The organism is Vibrio sp. Makdt (genome assembly GCF_027587015.1).
Classification (GTDB): domain Bacteria; phylum Pseudomonadota; class Gammaproteobacteria; order Enterobacterales; family Vibrionaceae; genus Vibrio; species Vibrio chagasii_B.
In genome coordinates this window covers 128,642-150,621 of the sequence record NZ_JAPPTH010000004.1, presented here as the reverse complement: position 1 = coordinate 150,621, position 21,980 = coordinate 128,642, and the positions used below count along the sequence as shown (strand labels likewise).

Annotated in this window: 15 protein-coding genes; 6 read left to right on the top strand and 9 right to left on the bottom strand. The window is 45.9% G+C overall.

Features of this window, described 5'->3' with window-relative positions:
• Positions 1-360 precede the first annotated feature (360 nt).
• The 7 genes from ygjK to ebgR form a co-directional block, all read right to left on the bottom strand.
• On the bottom strand, positions 361-2,736 hold the full coding sequence (gene ygjK / locus OH460_RS06505; protein ID WP_269996026.1) for an alpha-glucosidase: 2,376 nt from the start codon (positions 2,734-2,736) through the stop codon (positions 361-363).
• A gap of 15 nt (positions 2,737-2,751) precedes the next feature.
• Complete coding sequence (gene ygjJ, locus OH460_RS06500) at positions 2,752-3,816, bottom strand: protein YgjJ (RefSeq protein WP_061032553.1); 1,065 nt, start codon at positions 3,814-3,816, stop codon at positions 2,752-2,754.
• 371 nt (positions 3,817-4,187) lie between these two features.
• Positions 4,188-5,621, bottom strand: coding sequence for an amino acid permease (locus OH460_RS06495; protein ID WP_061032554.1), 1,434 nt, complete (start codon positions 5,619-5,621; stop codon positions 4,188-4,190).
• 576 nt (positions 5,622-6,197) lie between these two features.
• Positions 6,198-7,622 carry an amino acid permease gene (locus OH460_RS06490; protein ID WP_061032555.1) on the bottom strand — a complete coding sequence of 475 codons (1,425 nt, stop codon included), beginning with the start codon at positions 7,620-7,622 and terminating at the stop codon, positions 6,198-6,200.
• 142 nt (positions 7,623-7,764) lie between these two features.
• The gene (locus OH460_RS06485) at positions 7,765-8,217 is read right to left on the bottom strand and encodes a beta-galactosidase subunit beta (protein WP_019824884.1); all 453 of its coding nucleotides are present in this window, start codon (positions 8,215-8,217) and stop codon (positions 7,765-7,767) included.
• A gap of 3 nt (positions 8,218-8,220) precedes the next feature.
• Positions 8,221-11,352 (bottom strand): beta-galactosidase subunit alpha, encoded by a 3,132-nt coding sequence (gene ebgA, locus OH460_RS06480; RefSeq protein ID WP_019824885.1) that lies wholly within the window; start codon positions 11,350-11,352, stop codon positions 8,221-8,223.
• Positions 11,353-11,674: 322 nt separating this feature from the next.
• Positions 11,675-12,658 carry a transcriptional regulator EbgR gene (gene ebgR / locus OH460_RS06475; RefSeq protein ID WP_019824887.1) on the bottom strand — a complete coding sequence of 328 codons (984 nt, stop codon included), beginning with the start codon at positions 12,656-12,658 and terminating at the stop codon, positions 11,675-11,677.
• Positions 12,659-13,052: 394 nt separating this feature from the next.
• On the opposite strand from ebgR, the gene galE reads away from it, so the two are divergent.
• From galE to galM, 4 genes are all read left to right on the top strand, one after another.
• Entirely contained in the window at positions 13,053-14,063 is a 1,011-nt protein-coding gene (gene galE / locus OH460_RS06470) for a UDP-glucose 4-epimerase GalE (protein WP_019824889.1), read from the top strand.
• 319 nt (positions 14,064-14,382) lie between these two features.
• Complete coding sequence (locus tag OH460_RS06465) at positions 14,383-15,435, top strand: UDP-glucose--hexose-1-phosphate uridylyltransferase (RefSeq protein WP_269996015.1); 1,053 nt, start codon at positions 14,383-14,385, stop codon at positions 15,433-15,435.
• Between the two features lie 239 nt (positions 15,436-15,674).
• Positions 15,675-16,835, top strand: coding sequence for a galactokinase (gene galK / locus OH460_RS06460; protein WP_269996013.1), 1,161 nt, complete (start codon positions 15,675-15,677; stop codon positions 16,833-16,835).
• 105 nt (positions 16,836-16,940) lie between these two features.
• Positions 16,941-18,020, top strand: coding sequence for a galactose-1-epimerase (gene galM, locus OH460_RS06455; protein ID WP_269996011.1), 1,080 nt, complete (start codon positions 16,941-16,943; stop codon positions 18,018-18,020).
• Positions 18,021-18,248: 228 nt separating this feature from the next.
• Here galM and OH460_RS06450 read toward each other — a convergent pair whose 3' ends face one another.
• Positions 18,249-19,247 carry a substrate-binding domain-containing protein gene (locus tag OH460_RS06450; RefSeq protein ID WP_269996009.1) on the bottom strand — a complete coding sequence of 333 codons (999 nt, stop codon included), beginning with the start codon at positions 19,245-19,247 and terminating at the stop codon, positions 18,249-18,251.
• Positions 19,248-19,443: 196 nt separating this feature from the next.
• On the opposite strand from OH460_RS06450, the gene OH460_RS06445 reads away from it, so the two are divergent.
• On the top strand, positions 19,444-19,776 hold the full coding sequence (locus OH460_RS06445; protein ID WP_008218676.1) for a tRNA-binding protein: 333 nt from the start codon (positions 19,444-19,446) through the stop codon (positions 19,774-19,776).
• Between the two features lie 121 nt (positions 19,777-19,897).
• Here OH460_RS06445 and OH460_RS06440 read toward each other — a convergent pair whose 3' ends face one another.
• Entirely contained in the window at positions 19,898-20,452 is a 555-nt protein-coding gene (locus OH460_RS06440) for a gamma-glutamylcyclotransferase family protein (RefSeq protein ID WP_269996006.1), read from the bottom strand.
• A gap of 288 nt (positions 20,453-20,740) precedes the next feature.
• Between OH460_RS06440 and OH460_RS06435 the strand changes: the two genes are divergently transcribed.
• Positions 20,741-21,925 carry an NnrS family protein gene (locus OH460_RS06435; protein ID WP_269996004.1) on the top strand — a complete coding sequence of 395 codons (1,185 nt, stop codon included), beginning with the start codon at positions 20,741-20,743 and terminating at the stop codon, positions 21,923-21,925.
• Positions 21,926-21,980: the final 55 nt, after the last annotated feature.

Below are 21,980 nucleotides of genomic sequence, written 5' to 3'. Positions count from 1 at the left end.
AGACTATAGTTTAGTGGTTATTGGGTAAACGACTATCAAATTAATGTCCGGATTACGAATAAGGGTAAAGATATTTTGAATAAACCAGTGTTGTCCACACTCTTGCTCTTTGTGGTGAAACTTATTCGCGTGTTTCATGGTGTGATTCGATCGGATTTTAGCCACTGAAAAATAACAACAAGAGCTTAATGTGCAGGAATGAGAGTAAAAGGATCATGGTAGGCCAAATACTCCTATATCTTCCTTTTTCATGCTGAGTGAGAAGTAAAAAAAGGCACTCAGCGAGATACTGAGTGCCAAAGCCTGAAATTTATGAGGTTATCTTTTCATTGAATTCCAGAAGACAGGTATAGGTTTAATTTACTCTGCGTCAGTAAAGAAATCGTTGTAAAGCATGTACAAGTGAGCTGCACTCCAAGAGAAGTTTGGCGCACCTTGTTGCTCACCGGTCAATGGATTGTAGTTCTCACGGATAGGGCCGTCTTGCACCAAGCCATCGGCGTGGTCGAAGAAAGCGCCTGCCATTTCAATCGCATCATCACGGTAGCCGTAGCTGTCCATACCTTTAAGGCCAAAGTAGAACTGGTCTACCCATACGCGTCCACGCCAGTAAATATCTGGGCCAAATGCTGGGCTAGAAAGCGCTGCCGTACCCAGTGGAACGTAGGTGTTGAACTCTGAGGTATCTTTCATCACAGAAACCACCGCATCGGCGTGTGCTTGGGTTGCTGCGCCATTGAATAGTGGTGACCAACCTTCAGGGCCTTTGCCACGTTCGACAATCGGTTTACCTGCACAGCCATTGGCTAACGGTTTATCTTCAATACGAATGTCGTAGTAGAAGTTCGTGCCTTCATCGAACATACAGGTGTTGATGTAGTTCGATAGGTGTTCAGCCTTTTCACGGAATTCTTTCGCTTCCGCTTCTTTGCCCAGAATGTCAGCCATTTCCGCTAGGTACTTGTTATCGCTGTACATGTAGCTTGCTTGGTCAACCGACTCTTGTAGCAGTGAGTAGCCTAACAGAGTGCCGTCTTCCGCGCGGTTTTGAGCGAATTCAACATCCCAATCACTGCGTTTGCCGCCGTTGGCAACGTAGGCGTCTAGCTGGTCTTTATCGATGAAACCAAAGGCTGCAGCATCATCACGACCTGACTCCCAAGACGCAGCGGTTTGAGCTGGGCTCTCGATGTAGTCATAGTTACCTTGCGCAATCACTTTATCCAGCGCTGCTTGGCCAACGACGGTTTCGTGTTTGTCACCACGAACCACAGTGAAGTACATTTCGCCTTCAGGAGTGTTGTGTGCTTTATCACGCGCTGCGCCGTATTCTGGAACTCCATTGCCGTTGTTATCACGGTTACGCAGCCACCAGTCGTGGTAAGCCACTAGCTTTGGATACATCTCTTCTAGCCAAGCTTCATCGCTGGTGGTCTTGTAAACTTCCATTACCGCCCACGCCGCTAGGCTTGGCTTGGTGTTACGTTCGTTCCAGTTACCACCGTCGCCGCCACGTTCTGGGTTTAGGTTGTAAGCCAATAGATCTGGCACGTAACCTTCATCCCAAGGGCGAACAGGATCGTCAGCTTGAATTTGGTAGGCAAACATTGCGCGGATATTGTCTTTCGCTACGTCTGGGTTGAAGTGCGCCATCGCGTAAGCTTGCTTCCATGTATCCCACGGCCATGTTTGGTTGCCTGAGAACCAGCGAGCCGTAACCGAAGGAGTCACAGAGTCAAACTCCATCGCACCTGCTGCGCCACGCCAGTTACCGTTTAGGGTTTCCATCGCTTTTACTGCAACACGCTCTTGCTCAGGCGTCGCATTCGGGTTGGTTAAGCCCATCTCTAGGTAACCTTCCCAGCGAGCTTCAGATGCGGCTAAGAAGTCGGTAGGGTTTGCCATGATCTTTTTGATCTCTGGCTGTTCCGCTTTCGCTTCTTCTGCCGTTAGCACGTGCGAGTATGTGGTGTAGATGATGGTTGATTCTTCAATGCTTGCCGTTGAAGTAAACGTTAGGCCATCGACCTTGATTTGGGTTGGGATCGATTTATGAACTTGGTACTCAGACTCGCCTGAAGTCAGTAGATCCCAGGTTGAACGCACTTTACCGAAAGTGACCTTTAGACCGTCTTCGGTTGCAACGATTTGGCGGTTGTAGTCAGGGTAAGTCTCGGCGATGGTTTTATCGGTTTGCGCTACGCCTTCTTTCGCGTGTGTTTTTTCAAGCAGTTCACCGTCCCACACTAACTCAACTGGCGAGTCAGTGGTGATTTTAGTCTCTAGCAGAGAAGTACGGTTAGAAGCAAAACGCATTGTCATCTCTACCGTTACATCGTCAGACTTTAGCGTCTGAATCAATGCACCCGGTAGGCTGTAAGCTTCCATTGTGAATTCAACTTTTTTGCCATCTTTATAAACGCTTAGGCGGTCAAAGTTATCAGCCATGAAGTTAATGTATTCTTCAGTAAGCAGCGCTGTTCCCGGGAAGCCACCCATGCCTTCAGCTGTGTCTGGTAACAAGTGACCGTGCCATGCACCTAGGTCGAAGAACGGGTTAAAGCGTTGATGGTCATCGAAGTCGTAGTCACGCATGTATTCTGGTGAGCCAGTGCGGTCGATAACGTTTTTAAATTGGTTTGCTTGAAGCTCTTCAGAGCCTGTATTTGATGCGCAACCAGTAACAACAAGTGCTGCGCCAATAGCGATAGCTGCGAATGATTTGTTCAGTTTCATAGTGAGTTCCTGTTATTACCAGTAGAAGTATTGCATTGCGAACACTTGTGCGTCGCCAATTTCAGTGTCGCTACCTACGCCAAAGCGGCTATCGAAAGCGGTCGCAAATGCACCGTTTCCGTATTCGTACCAAACACCGGCGTTGATGTAAGAGGTGATCTCTTTTTCACCGTTATCGCCATCAAAGTTGGCGTAGTTGTAGGCTGCTGACAGGTAAACGCCTTGTGCGGCTTCGTACCAAGCGCTAGTTTGAATACCAGACTCACTGCCGAAAGACTCTTGGTTACCTTTATCGGTGTCGTGCCACACACGCGTAGCGAAGTTCTTGTATTCAGCACCTAGTAGTACAAGTTCGCCACCGTCGTTATTACGAACTTCACCGCCACCCATTAGGGTTAGGTCGTCAGTCAGGTCATATTGGACATAACCGTTGACCATGGCGTTTTTGTCTTTCCATTGATCTGCGAAGTTGTCGTATTTACCAAAGTGAATCAGCGCATCGTCTTCAGAGAAATCAGATTCAGGAGCGAAGGAAACGCTGTAGCGCAGCTTGCCTTCTAGGTTTTGGATCTTCACACCAACGTGTACGTCGCGAGTGTTTGAGATCGCGTAGCCGTACTCTACCGTTGGGTCACCCCACCATTGAACGTCATCCAGAGACGAGTCCATACGACCGACAATAAATTCTGTTTTTGCATCAGTGCGGTAACCAGCGTAGAAGCGGTTAAAACCACCTTCGAAGCCGCCCCAACCGTGGCCAGTAGCCCATGCATTGCCTTCGTCATCGGCTTGAACTGTCCAGCCTTCCATGTAAGCAAGACCAAACCAATTACCATGCTCGATAGCCAAGCCAGCTTCAATGTAAGTGCCGTCGGCGTAGCGGCCTTTGTCGTCACCTTCTAGAGCAACATGACCACCAAGGCCAAGCTCACCATAGAAGTTAAAAAGCGTTTCGGATTCTGTTTTAGGGGGCTGAGTGTCGCTGTGGTTAGCAGCGGTTTCATTAGCGTGGGCATTCGCCGTTAGAGCAGCAAGAATACAACTTGTAATAAGAGTGGTTTTAGTAAAACTACGTTTCATTTTATTCACTTCTGTTTCGGGTTGATAAATGAAGCTTCGTAGGTTGTTCTGACTTCTAATATGGGGTGCTCTTCAAGGCGTATACGGTCAGCTCACTTACGATCGCAAAACCGATATTAATGATTATTTTCGTGTTTAAAATTAAATCACTCTAAAAGTGTGATCTGTTTTTAGTAAATATTTACCTTGGCGTAAATTTGGTTTTTAGTTGAATTTGTACGCTGATGGCTGGTGATGGATATATTTGGTTTGTGAATTGAAATCTGATGGAAGAATTGGATGGGTAAATAAAAAGGCACTCACCAAATGGGGGAGTGCCTTAGGGCTTTAACGAGAGTGCCTGAGGGGTTTAACGAGAGTGCAAGGCTAACTTAAGCGTTCGCAGGCTCTGGTTTTGCTTCTAGTTTTTTCTCTTCTGGAGACAAGCTTTTTTCGTATTGACCGTACTTCCACCATGCGTAACCCAAGAAGATCACGATGCCGCCGACGTTATAGAAGATGATAGTCATGATGTCAGCACCTGTTGGGAAGGTCGATGCGAAGAAACCCACGGTAAATATGCTGATAAGAATCGATACCGCAGCGATACCAACAGGGCGAGAGCCCATGCGGAAATCACGTGGTAGGTGATCGAGTTTCAGGCGCAAGTGTAGGTACGCGATCATGATGAACAGTGGCGGTAGCATTGAAGCTGCTGCAGTCATGTTGATGATGGTGCTCATCAAATCTTGCACCGTGTCAGACGCTAGCGTCGGGATGAACATCAACGGAATCACGATGAAGAACTGAACCCAGGCTGCACGCTCCGGTACGCCTTGTTTGTTCAGGGCGACTGTCTTCTCACCAAAGATACCTTTAGGGATTTCAGAGAAGAAAATCTTAACCGGTGTTGCTGTCCACATCAGTAGAGAGCCTAACATCGCAGTGAAAGAAACGATGCCCACAAAGCGATTCATAAGAATTTCAGGTAAGCCGAAGTAGAGTGCTAAGCCTTCAAAAACCTGTACTGAACCACCAGTGAATTTAAGCTCTTCGCGAGATACGAATACGTTAGCCAGGATTGAACCCACCGAGTACAGCGCACCAATGAAGATACCCGCAATGATGATCACTTTAACGAAAGACTTGTGACCGCCTTTGATGTCGTTTACGTAAACTGCGACCGACTCTGCGCCGCCAGCGGCCATGAAGATCCAAGTGATGACGCCTAGGAATGCCCAGTTAAAGCTTGGAGTCATTGCTTCAATGGTGATTGGGTCCGCCGGTTCGATACCACCGATCAAGGCACCGCCTGACAGCAGAATGTAAGACATGGTCAGAAGCAGCATCAATGACGAAGTTAATGAAGTGATAGGGCCTAATAGTTTCGCGCCGTTGTTAGAAATATGCGTCGCGACCGCAAACAAAATGGTACTCAATATCGCGGTGGTCATTGGCGTGAAGATGTACTCGAAACCTAAGAACGCATAAGACGCGTAAGCGATAATTCTAGGCAGTAGAGACGTGAAGAAGAATAGGTTAACAAACCAGTATGTGTAAGCTGAAATAAACGCCCAGCGACCGCCTAGAGAGCTTTTAACCCATGAATAAACACCCGCTTCTGAGTCTTTATTCAGGGATACGAACTCAGCAACAATCAGACAGAAAGGAACAAAATAAAAGATGGTTGCTAAAAAGAACATCGGAGCCGAGGAGAGGCCGATTTCGATGTTGTTATTAATGATGTTATTGAAGCTATATACCGCCGCGAAGGTCATAGACAGTAGGGCAAACTTGCCTATCGTACTGCGTTTATTATCGGACATGATGTTCTCCGGTGAATCACGTTGATGATCGTTATAACTTGGTCCTAGACAGGGTGAATCTAGGCCGCACTTTTATTGTTATGTTGGTTTGGCAAACACCTGCTTTGTTTTGTCAGGGTTGGCTCGTTGTTATTTTTATTCGATGTACGATCGGACACATAAGCATTGGTTTTTATTGATTTCAGTAAATTTATTACCGACATCAAGAGGCAGATACTAATGTGTTCTACAAAGAGATTACTTGTTTCATAGGCGACGTTTTTATGGAGCTTGTAGGGGCTATATGTCACTTTCTTTATATGAATCAGTTTGTCTCTTCAGCAAGAAGATTAAAGATTAAGCGGCGGGAAGTTAATCGAAATTGATCAAATATGTGACCTTGAGTAAATATATTTAGTTAATATTTTACCTTGGTTTTTGTAGCTGTTTTATTTGGCGATTTATCGGTGTTTATGAGAGGTTTACACTTGACGGAATGGCGTTTTTATTATTGTTTTTTCTATTTTAATTTATTGATTTAAATAGAAAAAGCGCCGTATTGGGCGCTTTTTTATAAATACTGAAGGTTAACTAAGGTTACGACTGCTTAGCCGTTTCTAGCTTAGCTTCTTTACCTGCTTGCTTCTTTTCAAAGCGAGAGATCCACCACCATGCAATGCCAGAGAATACCGCTGTCATAAATACGTTGATGAAGAAGGCTTGAACTAGGTCTACACCTGTTGGGAAGGCTGAAGCTGTCATGCTCACAACGAAGATACCAATAAGTACTGATACTACTGCCATACCTTGAACTCGAGTACCCATACGGAAATCACGCGGTGTATCGTCATGCTTCAAGCGGAACACAAAGTACGCCACCATGATAAAGATAGGCGGTAGCATTGCGGTACCAGCTGTTAGGTTGATTGCTGTGTTCATCATGTCTTGTACTGATTCAGAGCCGAAGCCGTTAACCACAAGCATCACGAATACGAACGCAAACTGCCACCATGCTGCACGAACTGGCACACCATGTTCGTTTAGCTCTGTTGTTTTTTCACCGTAAACGCCTTTCGGAATTTCAGAGAAGTGGATTTTCACAGGTGCTGCTGTCCACATCATCATTGAGCCAAACATAGCAACGAACAGAACGATACCAACGAAGCGACCCGTCATAGATTCAGAGATGTTGAAGAACTGAGCCATACCAGTGAAGATTTCAACCATACCACCTGCATACGTTAGGTCTTCACGAGCAACGAACACGTTTACCAGTAGTGAGCCAATGGCGTACATTGAACCGATAGCAATACCTGCACCGATGATTACTTTAATGAAAGACTTGTGGCCACCCTTTACATCGTTTAGATAAGCTGCTGCTGTTTCAGCACCGCCAGCAGCTTGGAAGATCCAACACATAATGCCTAGCGTTGCCCAGTTAATGGTCGGAGACATAGCTTGAAGCGTGATTGGCTCAGCTGGTACGTGGTCGCCGCCTAGCGCCATTAGTGCACCGATAACGTAGATAGCGAATAGTGCGAATACACCGTAAGCCACGATTTCAGAGATCTTGCCTAGCCAGCTCGCACCCTTAGTTGAAATGTGCGTTGCAGCAGCAAACAGAACAATTGAGATCACCGAAGTCACTAGCGGAGAGAAAGCGTATTCGTAGCCCAGCATTGCGTAAGAGGCGTAAGCAATGACGTTTGGTAGCAGAGATACAAACCAGAACAGGTTTACGAACCAGTATAAAAATGAGCCTAAATAAGCAGCTTTAGAGCCGAGTGGTTTTTTGAGCCAGTCGTACATGCCTGACTCAGAATTTTTATTTGCTGATACGAATTCAGCAATAATGAATACGAACGGAATGAAGTAAATAAGGGTCGCAAGCAAAAAGATAGGAGCAGAACTTAATCCCAATTCGATGTTGTTGTTTACGATGTTGCGAACGTTAAATACCGCTGCAAATGTCATGGAAAGCAGGGCAAATTTGCCTAACTTACCGCGTACAGATTCAGACATAGTGTCCTCCGAGGAATCACGTAATTATAGTCGTTATTTCTCAATGCTTCCTTGTAGGGAGGAAGCATTGAGGCTTTGTTCAGCATGTTGGAGCCTTGAACGGCAAGGCTCGATACATACTGTGAATAGATAGCGTTATTGTTTATTTATTGAGGAAGTAACCGTCTTCAATGGTCACTTTCAGTACCACTTTTCGAACTCGGTTATCACCGTGGAAACGGTAAGCCTGATTGTTGTCAAAGATCGCCACTTGGCCTTCAGCTAGCTCACGAGTTTCACCGTTCCCCATTAGGTGTTCGCGGTCGGTTTCATCGCTATAAGCTTGGATCTGCTCTAGCTCTGATTTCGCTGCGAATTCAACCTTTTCACGGCCTTCTAGGTAGTAGTGCACGTCGAAGTAACGACGATTACCTGTGAAGTTTTCTGTGTTCCGAGCCACACCGTCTTCAATCATGTAAGCCAGTGAATCACCAATGGAATACATCACGCCATCTTTGATGTTGCCGATGTTTTCAATCGCTTCTACACAGCGTTGCCATTTACGACCATCGCGGTAGACGACTTTAAATTGTTCTAAGTTCTCTAAAACGATCATCGCTTATGCCTCGTTCAGTTGTGGTTGAGCTTTTGGTGCATCCACCGTAAAAAACTCATCGCCAAAGTTGTGATTGATTAGGTGCTGCGCATCGCAATCGCCTGCTTGGAATGGAATCAGAGTTAAACCGTAGCGGAACTCGTCCATGTAAACGCGGTAAGAATCGAGCACTTCGCTGCCCCAAGAGTTAGAGCCTAAGCCCATCACTTGGTGATCTAGGTTTAACGTGATGTAACCGCTTTTCTCTAGCTCAATGGTGTGTTGTGCTTGGTGCAGGTTTTGGTTGGTGTAGAACCACGCGCTGAAGTTGATTTCTTGCTGTGGTTTTACTGCAATACCATTACCCGCGCGGCTTGAAAGCGCAGCCCAACGAACGTGTTGGCGGTTGCCGTTGTTCTGTGGGAACGGGTAGTTCTCGAACATGTCTGCAACGGTTGATTGGTACACATCAATCATGTTGGCTTGCTTGCTGTCTTGGTAGTTCTCTTCAGGGCCGCGACCGTAGTATTGAACTTGGTCGAAGTCGCCATTAATGCCCATATCAAAACCAATCACAGGAATTACATGAGGGTACTCACCGTAACGTTCGCCGCTTAGCTCAACGTTCAATTGGCCTTCAGCATTAACTTGGTAGCGATATTCACAACGCATGCCGAAATCGAATACTGGTGGAGCAATGATGCTGGTGGTGGTGATCTCTACCTTGCCGTTTACCTGTTCAACGTTAACGCATTCAAGGTCAATGCTACGGAAGTGCTCCTGCATAATTTGCAAGTGTGCAGGCTCCCAGTAACCATCGTGCTCTTGTTTATGGTTATCGATCATTGGCTTGAAGAAGTTGATTCGTGGTTCTGACTTAATCATCTCTTCGCCATTGACCAACCATGACGTCAGCTTGCCGTTCACTTTCGAGAAGTTCAGTGCGAAGTTGTGGCCTTTGATTAGGTAAGCTAAACGAGACTCTTCCACATTCAGTGCTGTCGCATTGTTGTTAGTGAAGGCTTCTAGCTGTGCTGTGTTCTCTTTCACTTGGAATTGATACACCGCGATGTCGTGGTTCGCTTCGCTGTAAGGCGTACGAGAATCCTTGCGCACGGTAAAGTTCACAAACACTTCGCGCTCATCAAGTTGTGGCAAGTTAAGTGTCAGTTCACGGCTCGAGTTTTCTGCCAGTTCTTCAATCTTGATGTGTTGCACAGCGATGGTTTCACCTTCAGCACGGATTTCCGCAGTGATGGTGTAGTCATCGATGTTTGAGAACCAAAGTTTGTTATCAACGGTGAAGGTGCCGTCTTCAGTATTGAAGTCACGGATCTTCACTGGGGCGATAACCTGCTTGTACTCTTTTAAGCCTGGGCCTGGTGTTTGGTCTGGGTAGATCAAACCGTCCATGCAGAAGTTGTAGTTGTTCGGGTAGTCACCGTAGTCACCGCCGTACTTATAGAACTCAGTACCCGCTTCATCACGCGCTAGAATGCCATGATCACACCATTCCCAAACATAGTGGCCTTGAATTGCATCGTGCTTGTAGAACACGTTTTGGTATTCGGTCAAGCCACCTGGGCCGTTACCCATTGCGTGTGCGTATTCACAGATAATGCGTGGTTTTTCGTGTGGGAATTCACCGAAGGCATTCATCAGTTGAGCGCGTGAGTACATGGTTGAAATGATGTCGACCACTTCAGCATCGCGGTCTTCTTCATAGTGAACCAAGCGGGTGTCATCAATTGCTTTTGCCGCATCGTACATAGAGCGGATGTTGCAGCCGTAGCCTGATTCGTTACCTAAAGACCACATGATGATAGAAGGGTGGTTCTTTTGAGCGTGGATATGACGTTCGATACGTTCAACAAACACCGCTTCCCATGCTGGATCGTTAGTGATGCGGCTTAGGTCGCCAACGTTAGCAAAGCCGTGAGTTTCGACATCGGTTTCACCCATCACGAACAGGCCGTAGATGTCACACAGTTCGTAGAAACGTGGGTCATTCGGGTAGTGCGCAGTACGTACTGAGTTGATGTTGTGTTGCTTCATCAACACCAAGTCTTTCTCAACGCGATCCATGCCGACAGCGCGACCTTTCAGGTGGTCGTTGTCGTGACGGTTTACACCATGCAGCATCACGTATTTGTTGTTGATGTAGAACAGACCATCGCGAACTTTAATGTCTCGGAAACCAACGCGCTGTGGAATCACTTCTAGCACTTTGCCGTCTGTGTCTTTTAGCGTCAGCAACAGTTGGTAAAGGTATGGGTTTTCAGCATTCCATTGAACAGGGTTCACGACATCGATAGAGAATTGAGTGTTCGCATTGCCGCCAGTCTGTTGGTTAGGAACAGTTAAGTTATCTACTGAGCCTTGGGAGATAACTTGGCTGCCATCAAGCAATGCGTACTCAATAGTTGCGTTAGTCGCTGCTGCTAGGTTTTCTAGAGCAACGTTGCACGAAAGGGTCGCGCTTTGGTAAGCGTCGTCAAAATCAGTACGAACCGTTAGGTCTTGAACGTGAAGTTGTTCTTTACCAACAAGGTAAACATCACGGAAGATGCCGCCTGTCCACCACATGTCTTGGTCTTCAATGTAGGTGGAGTCTGCCCATTGCATCACGCGAATAGAAAGTAGGTTGTTGCCCGCTTTTACGTGGCTAGAGATATCGAATTCAGCGGTGAGGCGGCTGCCCTTGCTGAAACCAACGTACTCACCATTTACGTAAACTTCGAAGTAGGTCTCTACGCCATCGAATTTAATAATGGTTTGTTTCTCGTTCCAGCTGTCGCCAAGGAAGAACGAACGTTGGTATGCACCTGTCGGGTTATCTGACGGTACGAAAGGTACATCAATCGGGAATGGGAAACCTTCATCTGTGTATTGAAGATCGCCGTGGCCTTCCATTTGCCACATGTTTGGCACCGTAATGTGGCCCCAATCGCTCATCTCTTGAGAGTAAAACTCTTCAGGAACCAAGAGCGGGTTAGTGAAGTAGCTGAAATTCCATTGACCACTTAGTAGTTGGAAGTGGCTGCTTAGTTCACGTTGAAATGTTTTAGCGGTTTTTTCTGATGCGTATGAGAAGAAGTAAGCACGTGGTGCCATACGGTTCTCATGTAAGTTCAGGAAGTTTTCCCAGTTGTTCACGTTGCCTCTCTCTCGGCCTATTTGAATGCTAGCCGACGTTCTTATGCGTAATTGGGTCGTAGTGAATACGAGTATTTTTTGGACTGAGGTAATTATTGGTAAAAGTTTTACTAAATGAAATTGGTGAAAACGTTTTACTTTAACTCCATCACGTTTTTTAGGGGCTTTTTACAGTGCTGTGTGATCCACTTAAAATAATGCTATTGGGTGCTTTAGGCGGCGGATTTTACAAGGGAGAATGCGAATGAAAAGTGATGTGGTATGCATAAAAAAGGCCACCCGACATATTGGTGGCCTTTAGTTATCTAATTGAAAGTTATAGTTATTTTGTTGTGTCTCTTAGTTTGAGTTTGCTCGGTACATACACTCGTAATGGGATGGTTCTGCCGTCACGAGATTTCTCAATCAATAAGTTAACACCTTGAATTCCCATCAGTTCAGAGTGAATACGAACGGTTGATAAAGATGGGAAGGTAAATTTAGCTGTTGGGATGTCGTTTACACTGATGAGCGCAATATCATCAGGAATGCTTAATCCATGCTCATGAACTGCACGTAAAACACCGATTGCAATTGAATCTGATGCAATAAACATCGCTTTTGGGTAGTCGCCACTTTCTAACATCTTCTTCGCTAGTTTGTAGCCCGAAGAGCTAGAGAAGTCGCCTCGGTAGATGTCTTGTTCGCTCACAACGTTCTTTAAACCGCCGTATTCTGCGAAGGCGATCTCACGAATATCAGAGGTGTTGATATCGTCCTGGCCGCCGATGAAACCAATGCGCTCATAACCTTGGTTGATGAAGAAATTGGTGATTTCTTTGCTGATACGAGCGAGATCGATATCAACAGAATCATAAGGTTCTGAGTGATCAGTGAAGTCAACGTAACAGATGTTATCCGTAAGCTTTTTCGCTTGCTCGATAACTTCTTGAGTCATTCTTCCTACGAGCAAAATGCCAGTAACTTGGCTTGAGTTGGTCTGTATTTTACTTTCATAACAGTTGGTTAGGTCGACATCCATCTTTTCGCACTGGGTTTCAATACCGTGACGAATTGATAGGTAGTAAGGGTCGTTAACTTCCGCTTCTTGCTTGTAGTTATACAGTGCAAGGAAGTGGTGGTGCTGCTTTTTGCTGCTAACCGTTTTACGTGAGCTGCTCGTTTTGTACTCCAGCTTCTCTGCAATTTCAAAGATACGCCTTTTGGTCTCTTCCTTGACGCTTAATGTAGGATCTTCATTGAGAACCCGAGAAACGGTAGCTAATGAAACATTAGCTTCAGTCGCGATATCTTTTAACGTTGCCATACTCACTTCCTGTTCTTGGAACATTGCGCTGCTTTGAAATTTGTCTTTAGTAAAAAAAGCAATGCACCTCTTTATTGTACAGACCTATTGTAATCAAACTGAAAGTCATTGCATTAACTTTTAGTAAAATAAATGCTCAACTCCTCTGTGATGTCTCAAATCTAACTATCTATAAATATCTCATTTAAATTCAATGAATTAGATGTCTATATCGATTTATTTTTTCTATAACTTAATCGACGAGCTGTGTGTAACTTTGTGTAAACGTTTACACTTCGTGGTTCTGATCACAGAAATATTGCCAAATTGGCTGCTACTATTTCCGCAACAACGAACCAATACGCAGCGTATTGGGGCAGATTAAATCGTGAATGACAGCGAAGAGAGGTTGATTGTGAAAGTACTGGTTACAGGCGGTATGGGTTACATCGGGAGCCATACATGCATCCAAATGATGCAGGCAGGTATGGAGCCAATCATTGTAGACAACCTTTGCAATAGCAAAGAGCTAGTACTGGAGCGAATCAATGCGCTAACCGGTCAAACACCAACATTTTATTTAGGTGATATCCGTGATGAGTCGTTTTTAGATGGCGTGTTTGCCAAGCATGATATCCAAGCTGTGATTCATTTTGCAGGCCTAAAAGCGGTGGGTGAATCGGTCGCTAAGCCTTTGGAATACTACGATAACAACGTTAATGGCTCATTGGTTCTTGCTCGCTGTATGAAAAAAGCGGGCGTGAAAAGTATCGTGTTTAGTTCTTCAGCGACTGTCTACGGTGACCCTGAGATTGTGCCAATCACCGAAAGCTCTCCAACAAGTGCAACGACTAATCCTTATGGTCGAAGTAAGTACATGGTTGAAGAGTGTTTGAGTGATTTATTCAACGCTGAAAATGATTGGAGCGTGACGTTACTGCGTTATTTCAACCCGGTTGGCGCGCACCCCTCAGGCACTATGGGCGAAGACCCACAAGGTATTCCAAACAACTTAATGCCATTCATTGCGCAGGTTGCTGTCGGTCGTAGAGAGAAGCTTTCTATTTTTGGAAACGATTACCCAACACCGGATGGAACTGGCGTTCGTGACTACATCCACGTGATGGATTTGGCCGATGGCCATGTCGCAGCACTAAAAGCGGTCGGCGAAAAGGCAGGTTTGCACATTTACAACCTAGGGACAGGTAAGGGATCGAGTGTTCTAGAAATGCTGCAAGCTTTTGCTGAAGCATCAGGTAAGCCGGTTCCTTATGAAATCTGTCCACGCCGTGCTGGTGATATTGCGGAATGTTGGGCAAGCACGGAAAAGGCGGAACGTGAACTTGGCTGGAAGGCGACTCGCAGCGTGATGGAGATGACGGCGGATACGTGGAATTGGCAGTCGAATAACCCTAATGGCTATTAACTTGATGTAATTGAAAGCTGTAACTCCAACTTCTTTGGGGAATGCAGCGGTAAGAGATTAGAAAAGAGAGATTCCAGATATCTCGTACCTCGATTCTGGAATGACGGGTGAGTTAAAGGTTCTTGAGCGCTATAGGCTATTAGCTGATGCACCGAGCTATAGAGCTCTGGAAAAACGTCTAAACATAGAGGTTTAGACACTGAGTTTTATCAAACGTCATTCCAGATTCGAGGGACGAGCGTGATAGGGAATCTCCTCGCAGAAGAATTACTTATCTTGGTGAAAGTGCCAAGACACAAAAATTAAGAGCAATGTAAGTATGTCAAAAGTTGAATTTAACCCAGTAGACCACCCACACCGTCGTTATAACCCACTAACGGGTCAGTGGATCTTAGTCTCGCCGCATCGTGCGAAACGCCCGTGGAGTGGCCAAGATGAAAAGCCATCCACTGAGCAACTGCCAGCGTACGACAAAGAGTGCTTCCTTTGTCCAACTAACACGCGTATCTCGGGTGATGAGAACCCAGACTACGACGGAACTTACGTGTTCAGTAACGATTTCGCGGCGTTGATGCCTGATTCGCCTGACGCTCCAGAGTCTGACAATCCTCTATTTAAGACTCAAGGTGTTCGAGGGCTGAGCCGCGTTATCTGCTTCTCGCCAGATCACAGCAAAACATTGCCGGAACTACCGGTGAACAAAATTCGTTGTGTGATTGATACCTGGAATGAGCAGATAGAAGAGCTAGGAAAAGATTACCTATGGGTTCAAGCGTTTGAAAATAAGGGCGAGACCATGGGCTGCTCTCAGCCACACCCGCACGGTCAAATCTGGGCGAACAGCTTTCTGCCAAATGAGATTGAGCGTAAAGAGAAGCTGTTAAAAGAGTACTTCAAACAACAAGGCTCAAACCTATTAGTGGATTACGTTGAAGCAGAAATGAAAGACGGCTCACGTACTGTGGTTGAAACCGAGCACTGGATTGCTGTAGTGCCTTACTGGGCTGCATGGCCGTTCGAAACCATGTTGCTGCCAAAAACACACATTCGCCGAATGAGTGAACTGACTGACGAACAACGTGATGACTTGGCACTTGCGATCAAGAAACTGACTAGCCGTTACGACAACTTGTTCCAATGTTCATTCCCATACTCGATGGGTTGGCACTATGCGCCGTTCTTTGAAGAGGGCACCGACATCGACCATTGGCAACTGCATGCGCTTTTCTACCCGCCGCTACTGCGCAGCGCATCAGTTCGTAAGTTTATGGTGGGCTACGAAATGTTGGCAGAATCGCAACGTGACCTGACGGCGGAGCAAGCGGCGCAACGTCTTCGTGATTTGAGCGACGTTCACTACAAAGAGCAGTAATACGCAGCTTCTTAGGTAACAAATGAGATTCCTGATATCTCGTCCCTCGATTCTGGAATGACGGCAGATGAGAAGCCCAGAAGTTCGAGCTTTGGGCCTTCGAGTTTAGAAGCTTAGCAGCCGATGTTGTCATTCCCTACCGTGAGAGGCGAACGAGATAGGGAATCTCAAAGAAATAAAGTGGTGCCGAGAAGGGGCCACAACTATTTGAACAAAGAGTTTAAGCAGAGAGTTTACTTATGTCTGATCTAATCCAAAACGTGAAAACATCTTTTGAGCAAGTCCTTGGTTACCAAGCGACTCACATCGTTCAAGCGCCAGGTCGTGTGAACCTAATTGGTGAGCATACTGACTACAATGATGGTTTTGTCCTACCGTGTGCCATTAACTACCAAACCGTTGTTGCAGCCGCAAAGCGTGACGACAACATGGTACGAGTTGTGTCTGTTGACTACGATAATGCGGTAGACGAATTCGATATCACGCAAGAGATTACCTTCCAACAAGACAAGATGTGGGCGAACTACATTCGTGGCGTAGTTAAGTGTTTACTGGCTCGCGGTTACCAATTCAACGGCGCAGATATTTCAGTATCAGGCAATGTACCTCAAGGTGCTGGTTTGAGTTCATCGGCGGCGCTAGAAGTGGTGATTGGTCAAACGTTCAAGGTGCTTTACAACCTAGAGATCCCACAGGCAGAAATCGCACTAAACGGCCAGCAAGCCGAGAACGAATTTGTTGGTTGTAACTGTGGCATCATGGACCAAATGATCTCGGCGGAAGGGCAAGCGAATCACGCGATGCTTTTGGATTGCCGTAGTCTAGAAACTCAAGCAGTTTCAATGCCAGAAGACATGGCGGTGGTGATCATCAACTCAAACAAGAAACGTGGTTTGGTCGACAGTGAATACAACACGCGCCGTGAGCAGTGTGAAGAAGCGGCTCGCTTGTTCGGTGTTCCAGCTTTGCGTGATGTAACGATTGAGCAGTTCAAAGCGAAAGAGTCTGAGCTGGATGAGATGGTCGCTAAGCGTGCTCGCCACGTGATTACCGAAAATGATCGTACAGTTGAAGCGGCTCAAGCTCTGCGTACTCATGACATGAAACGCATGGGTGAGTTGATGGCTGAATCACATGCATCAATGCGTGATGATTTTGAAATCACAGTCAAAGAGATCGATACGCTAGTGGATATGGTTAAAGAAGTGATTGGCGATCAAGGTGGCGTGCGTATGACGGGCGGCGGTTTCGGTGGCTGTATTGTGGCGTTGGCTCCACCTGCTTTAGTCGATGAAATCAAAGCAACAGTAGAGCAAAAATATCAAGCAGCGACCGGACTAAAAGAATCGATTTATGTGTGCCAAGCGAAAGACGGCGCTGGTCTAGTTGAAGTAATCTAACCGACAGAGAAAAGGCTTATCAGGCAAAAAGTTCATGGTAGGCCAAATACTAATGCCTTTACCTTAAGGTAAGGGCTTTATTACTGGCAGCACAAGGAATTTAGAATGACACAAGCGCAGAGCCTGCATCAATCCATGACAGCAACGCAAGCCTATGATGGCCAGCCCGCTCAGCTTGTCACGCTGTCGAATGTACATGGCATGGAAGTGACATTCATGGATATTGGTGCCACATGGTTGAGCTGTATTTTGCCAGTAAAAGGAAACAGACGAGAAGTGCTATTGGGTGTGAACTCAATGGAGAATTTCGACAAGCAAGCCAGCTATTTGGGGGCGACAGTTGGTCGTTATGCTAACCGCATTGCTAATGGTCGTTTCAAGATTGATGGCAAGACTTATAAGCTGGAAACAAACCAAGCGGGCAACACCTTACATGGTGGTCCGAATGGCTTTGATAAACGTCGTTGGAGTATTACAGAGCAGACTGAAGCTTCGGTTGCGTTTAGCTTAGCGTCAGTTGATGGCGACCAAGGCTTTCCGGGGAAGTTGAACGTGTCGGTTCGATATGAGCTCACCGAAGACAATCGAGTTTCTATTGAATACAAAGCAACTACAGATAAAGCAACGCCAGTTAATCTGACCAACCATGCGTACTTCAATCTACTGGGTGCAGAAGCTGGGCACGATTGCTTGTCACATATTGTGAGTATCAACGCGTCTCAGTTCTTGCCGACTAACTCGGTAGGCATTCCATTAGGTAACCTAAAGTCGGTGAAATCAACCAGCTTCGATTTCAATCAGCCTATGATGATCTCCGAGCGTCTATTGGGGGATGAGCAGCAGAAAGCCGCCAAGGGGTACGATCACTCCTTCTTGTTGGCTGACGGTTGCAAGGGGACTCAATGTGCTGCGACCGTGACTTCGCCAGATGCGCTCGTCACTTTAAAAGTATTTTCAACTAAACCTGCGATGCAGCTATACACCGGAAACTGGCTTGGTGGTACACCAAACCGCAGTGGTGGTAGCTATGAAGATTACGCAGGGTTGGCATTAGAAACCCAGTTCTTACCTGACTCTCCTAACCACCCAGAGTGGAAGCAGGACAGTTGTATTCTCCAGCCGGAACAAGAATACCGCTACCGTACCTGTTACCAGTTTGAATTTTCGGGGGATTCTTCAAACTAGTACGCTCTAGCTCAAAGCGGTGATGCCATTGCTTTTGTTTATTGATGAATAGAGATATGTGACTTGTCATGTGCCTCTGGGGGAGATGAACCAAAGCGGCACCTAGCAATCATTTTGTCTAAATAGGAAGTGAGTGTTGGGTACTTGAGTAAGGTAAGAAAGCCCTAGCAGAAGTGATTCTGTTAGGGCTTTTTTTTTGTTTTTTAGTGCGTTTTGTCAATCGGTCGCTTAGGCTTTTTCTACCGAGTTACGGCGAACCAAAGTAGGAGAGAACATCATAGGCTCTGCCGAAGTTGTTTCCTCTTTTGCCAAGCTCAAAGCGAGTCGTGTTGCCTTCTCAGCCATCATTTGAATAGGGTAACGAATGGTCGTTAGTTTCGGGTGAACATAGCGGGCAATTAAGCCATCATCAAAGCCGATGATCGACATGTTATCCGGTGCTTGAATACCGTTCTCGTCAAGCACAGACAAAGCACCCGCGGCCATGTAGTCGTTGTAGGCCACAATACCGGTGATCGGTAGGGATTTGGTCAGCAGGTTGGTCATCGCATACTCGCCACCATCACTGGTTGGCTGGGCGTGCTCAATATAACTTTCAGATAGCTCAATGCCGTACTCTTTCAGAGCGGCTTGGTAGCCCTCAACACGTTCATTTGCATCTTCAATGCTTGAAGAAGAGGCGATACAGGCAATGTTTTTATGGTCATGACGAATCAAATATTCAGTCGCGAGGAAGGCGCCTTTCTTGTTATCAAGGAAGATGCAACGTTCGGCAATCTCTTCGATATAGCGGTTGATCAGTACCAAGCCTTTCACTTCTTTGGCGTAGCCAATCAGCTCTTCATCGGTTAGACCTTTTGAGTGAATCACAAGTGAATCGCAGCGGTTATTGATCAGCAGTTCAATGGCTTGCTTCTCTTCTTCACGGTCATGAGAGCCGTTGCCCACTAAGATGTGTTTGCCGTTTTCTCTTGCCACGTTGTCGACCGATTTAACGAGCGTGCCAAAGAAAGGATCCGAAATATCACCCACGAGTACGCCAATGGTATTGGTGCTTTGGCTTACCAGGGCGCGAGCATTGGCGTTGGGACGGTAGCCAAGCTTAGACATCGCTTTAGTTACTGACTCAATAGAGCTAGCACTCGCCTTAGGGGATTTATTGATCACTCGAGATACGGTTGCAACAGAAACACCAGCTTCCTTTGCTACATCTTTGATTGTCGCCATTTTTAACCTCATTTGATTGCTGTGCTTATTTAACACCGACAATGAGAGCAAGGCAATGAAACTCTTATTTTACTTCTATTATTGAGATCTTTACCGCTTGTAATTATTGAACTTAGTGCTAGTGTAAACATTTACATTTTACTTAATTTTAGTAAATGTTGGTAGGTAAAAAATCAATCAATATAGGAAGTGAGAAATGGATACTATCTCTTATGGTGACTTTGCTAAGTTAGAAATGCGAGTGGGTAAGATCATCGAGGTTGTACGTCATGAAAATGCGGACAAGCTTTACATCGTGCAAGTCGATGTGGGTGAAAAGACGCTGCAAACAGTGACTAGCCTAGTGCCTTACTACACAGAAGAGGAGTTAATGGGTAAACAGGTCGTGGTGCTATGTAACTTAGCGAAAGCCAAAATGAGAGGCCACACTTCTGAATGCATGCTGCTGTGTGCAGAAACCGATGACGAATCTGAAAGCGTATTGCTGACACCAGAACGCGCGATGCCAGCGGGTATTCGAGTAGTTTAAGCGGTCTACTTAGTCGGTGAGCTTATTTGTTATAAGCTCACCGACCTCTATGTTCTCAAAGCTCCAAAATGACCAAAGATCCAAATGATTGCAGCTTCAACATCACCTAAGTATTTAAAGGTTAGCCGCGCGCACTCAATATCAAACCATCAATTACACTGTGGTGGTGCTCAGACACTCCCGCAAGGTTGCCATATTTAGGTTGGTGGCGATCATTTTCTAATGGGTGGTGCCAACCTTGTGTATGTTTTACAAAGTGTGCCGCAAAGCTTTCAGACACCTCTAAACACCCAGCTATAACGGTATCGACATAGGTTTGAACGATAGGGCTGTTCTCACAAGGCGCTTCAATCTCGTCTTTGATGTATACCCAGATCGATTGATCTGTTTTAAAGTCAGTTTGGCTCTCTATCTGCTCGGGTTTGAGTTCGATTCGGTGATAGCCACGTTCACGATGATCAAACTCAGCAAGCGCTATCTCGTCGACTTCAAGCAAAACACCATTCACTTGCCCTTCACCAAGGTTGACGATCAAAGGGGATAACACGTAACTGTCATCGATCTTACTCCAATGGCGCACTAAGCCATGAACAATCGCTGGGATTGCTTGACCTGTTTGACCTGTGAGTTGACGTGAAGATGAGTTGATCAAGCTGCCATAACCAAAAATATACATCGCGTTCCTTGTCTGTTCTTTTGTATTTGAGACTAGTCTTACTATATGTGGCGAGATGGCAAAAGTCAGTAAGTTTCTATTTACACATCTATATGTCTTTATGACTCTTTGGGTTGTGTTTTTTTGACTTGTTTACTGGCTTGTTGATCTCGTGAGTCACTGTTTTTACTGACTTTATCTAATTGGCGCGTTTCATGCAATGTGAGCTTTATATTGCATCGAATTTGATGCACACCAAATTTGGTTTAGGTAATACCTTGACCGCTTATCTGAGAATTAGGAGCGAGTTTGTTAAATATCACAGATAAAAGTGTAGAAGACGCGATTCCAGCCTACCTGCGTTTAGGCTTTCGACCTTTCTTCTTTTTAGGCAGTCTCTATGCCGTGATTGCGATTGTGGCTTGGGTCATCATGTTCCAAAACGGTCAGCCAGAGATTTTAAACGTTCCCGCATTGTGGTGGCACGTGCATGAGATGCTGTTTGGTTTTTCGATGGCGATTGTTGTCGGCTTTGTGCTCACTGCAGTGCAAACCTGGACAGGCGTCAATGGCACCAAGCATTATCGATTAACCGCGCTAGTCGGTTTATGGTTAGCACCTCGTCTTCTGTTTTGGACACCGGCACCGCTATGGCTAATTTCGTCGATTGAAGCGCTATTTTTGGCTTTTTCTGCTTACGAGATTGGCTTTCGAGTCGTGCAGTCGAAAGGATGGAAAAATCTATTCTTCGTTCCACTGTTTATACTGGCGATTGTGGCGAACTTTGCGAGTTACGCGACCATTAAGGGTATGCCGCCGTTTCCTTCGTCAGCGGTATGGCAAGCCATGCTGTGGTGGTTCACTTTACTGCTATCTGTAATGGGTGGACGAGTAATTCCATTCTTTACCGCTCGTCGCTTTAACTTTGAAAAAGCGCAGCCATTAGTGTGGTTGGAATGGTTAGCGAATCTACCTTTGGTTGGACTGTTTATCTTGAGCTTCTTCCCTCTGGCCTTTGCTCAAATGGGCAGCGGATTAATGGTTTTTGCCGGTGTTGCTCAACTGGTACGCTTTATCCGTTGGAAGCCTTGGACAACCTTGTCTGAGCCTTTGGTGTGGTCACTGCATGCGGCTTACTTGTGTATTCCTCTAAGCTTGTTGTTACGTGGCCTGTTAGATAACCCATTTGCCAGTCATAACATGCTGCACTTGTTCGCAATTGGTGGCTTGAGCGGTTTGATTCTGGCGATGATAACCCGAGTGACAATGGGACACACTGGTCGTGCGATTTACAAAGGACCAAGCATGGCGCTCGCATTCTCTGCAATTTTTGTGGCAGCGCTAGTACGGAGCTTAGGTGTCACCTTCTTCCCTGCTTACTTGTTTGAGATGGTGAACCTAAGCGCGGGCTTATGGACGTTGGCGTTTGGTCTGTTTATTTGGAAATTCGGCATGATGTTACTTACCCCACGAGTGGATGGTCATCCGGGGTAAATTGATTTCAGTATCTTGATTATAAAGGGAAGCATTGAGCTTCCCTTTTTTGATT

Excerpts from the sequence above, each read along its gene's own strand:
- OH460_RS06450 (WP_269996009.1), bottom strand. The coding sequence starts at position 19,247 with ATGGCGACAATCAAAGATGTAGCAAAGGAAGCTGGTGTTTCTGTTGCA.
- ebgR (WP_019824887.1), bottom strand. The coding sequence starts at position 12,658 with ATGGCAACGTTAAAAGATATCGCGACTGAAGCTAATGTTTCATTAGCT.
- OH460_RS06485 (WP_019824884.1), bottom strand. The coding sequence starts at position 8,217 with ATGATCGTTTTAGAGAACTTAGAACAATTTAAAGTCGTCTACCGCGAT.
- OH460_RS06445 (WP_008218676.1), top strand. The coding sequence starts at position 19,444 with ATGGATACTATCTCTTATGGTGACTTTGCTAAGTTAGAAATGCGAGTG.
- OH460_RS06490 (WP_061032555.1), bottom strand. The coding sequence starts at position 7,622 with ATGTCTGAATCTGTACGCGGTAAGTTAGGCAAATTTGCCCTGCTTTCC.
- OH460_RS06495 (WP_061032554.1), bottom strand. The coding sequence starts at position 5,621 with ATGTCCGATAATAAACGCAGTACGATAGGCAAGTTTGCCCTACTGTCT.
- ygjJ (WP_061032553.1), bottom strand. The coding sequence starts at position 3,816 with ATGAAACGTAGTTTTACTAAAACCACTCTTATTACAAGTTGTATTCTT.
- galK (WP_269996013.1), top strand. The coding sequence starts at position 15,675 with ATGTCTGATCTAATCCAAAACGTGAAAACATCTTTTGAGCAAGTCCTT.
- OH460_RS06465 (WP_269996015.1), top strand. The coding sequence starts at position 14,383 with ATGTCAAAAGTTGAATTTAACCCAGTAGACCACCCACACCGTCGTTAT.
- OH460_RS06440 (WP_269996006.1), bottom strand. The coding sequence starts at position 20,452 with ATGTATATTTTTGGTTATGGCAGCTTGATCAACTCATCTTCACGTCAA.
- galM (WP_269996011.1), top strand. The coding sequence starts at position 16,941 with ATGACACAAGCGCAGAGCCTGCATCAATCCATGACAGCAACGCAAGCC.
- ygjK (WP_269996026.1), bottom strand. The coding sequence starts at position 2,736 with ATGAAACTGAACAAATCATTCGCAGCTATCGCTATTGGCGCAGCACTT.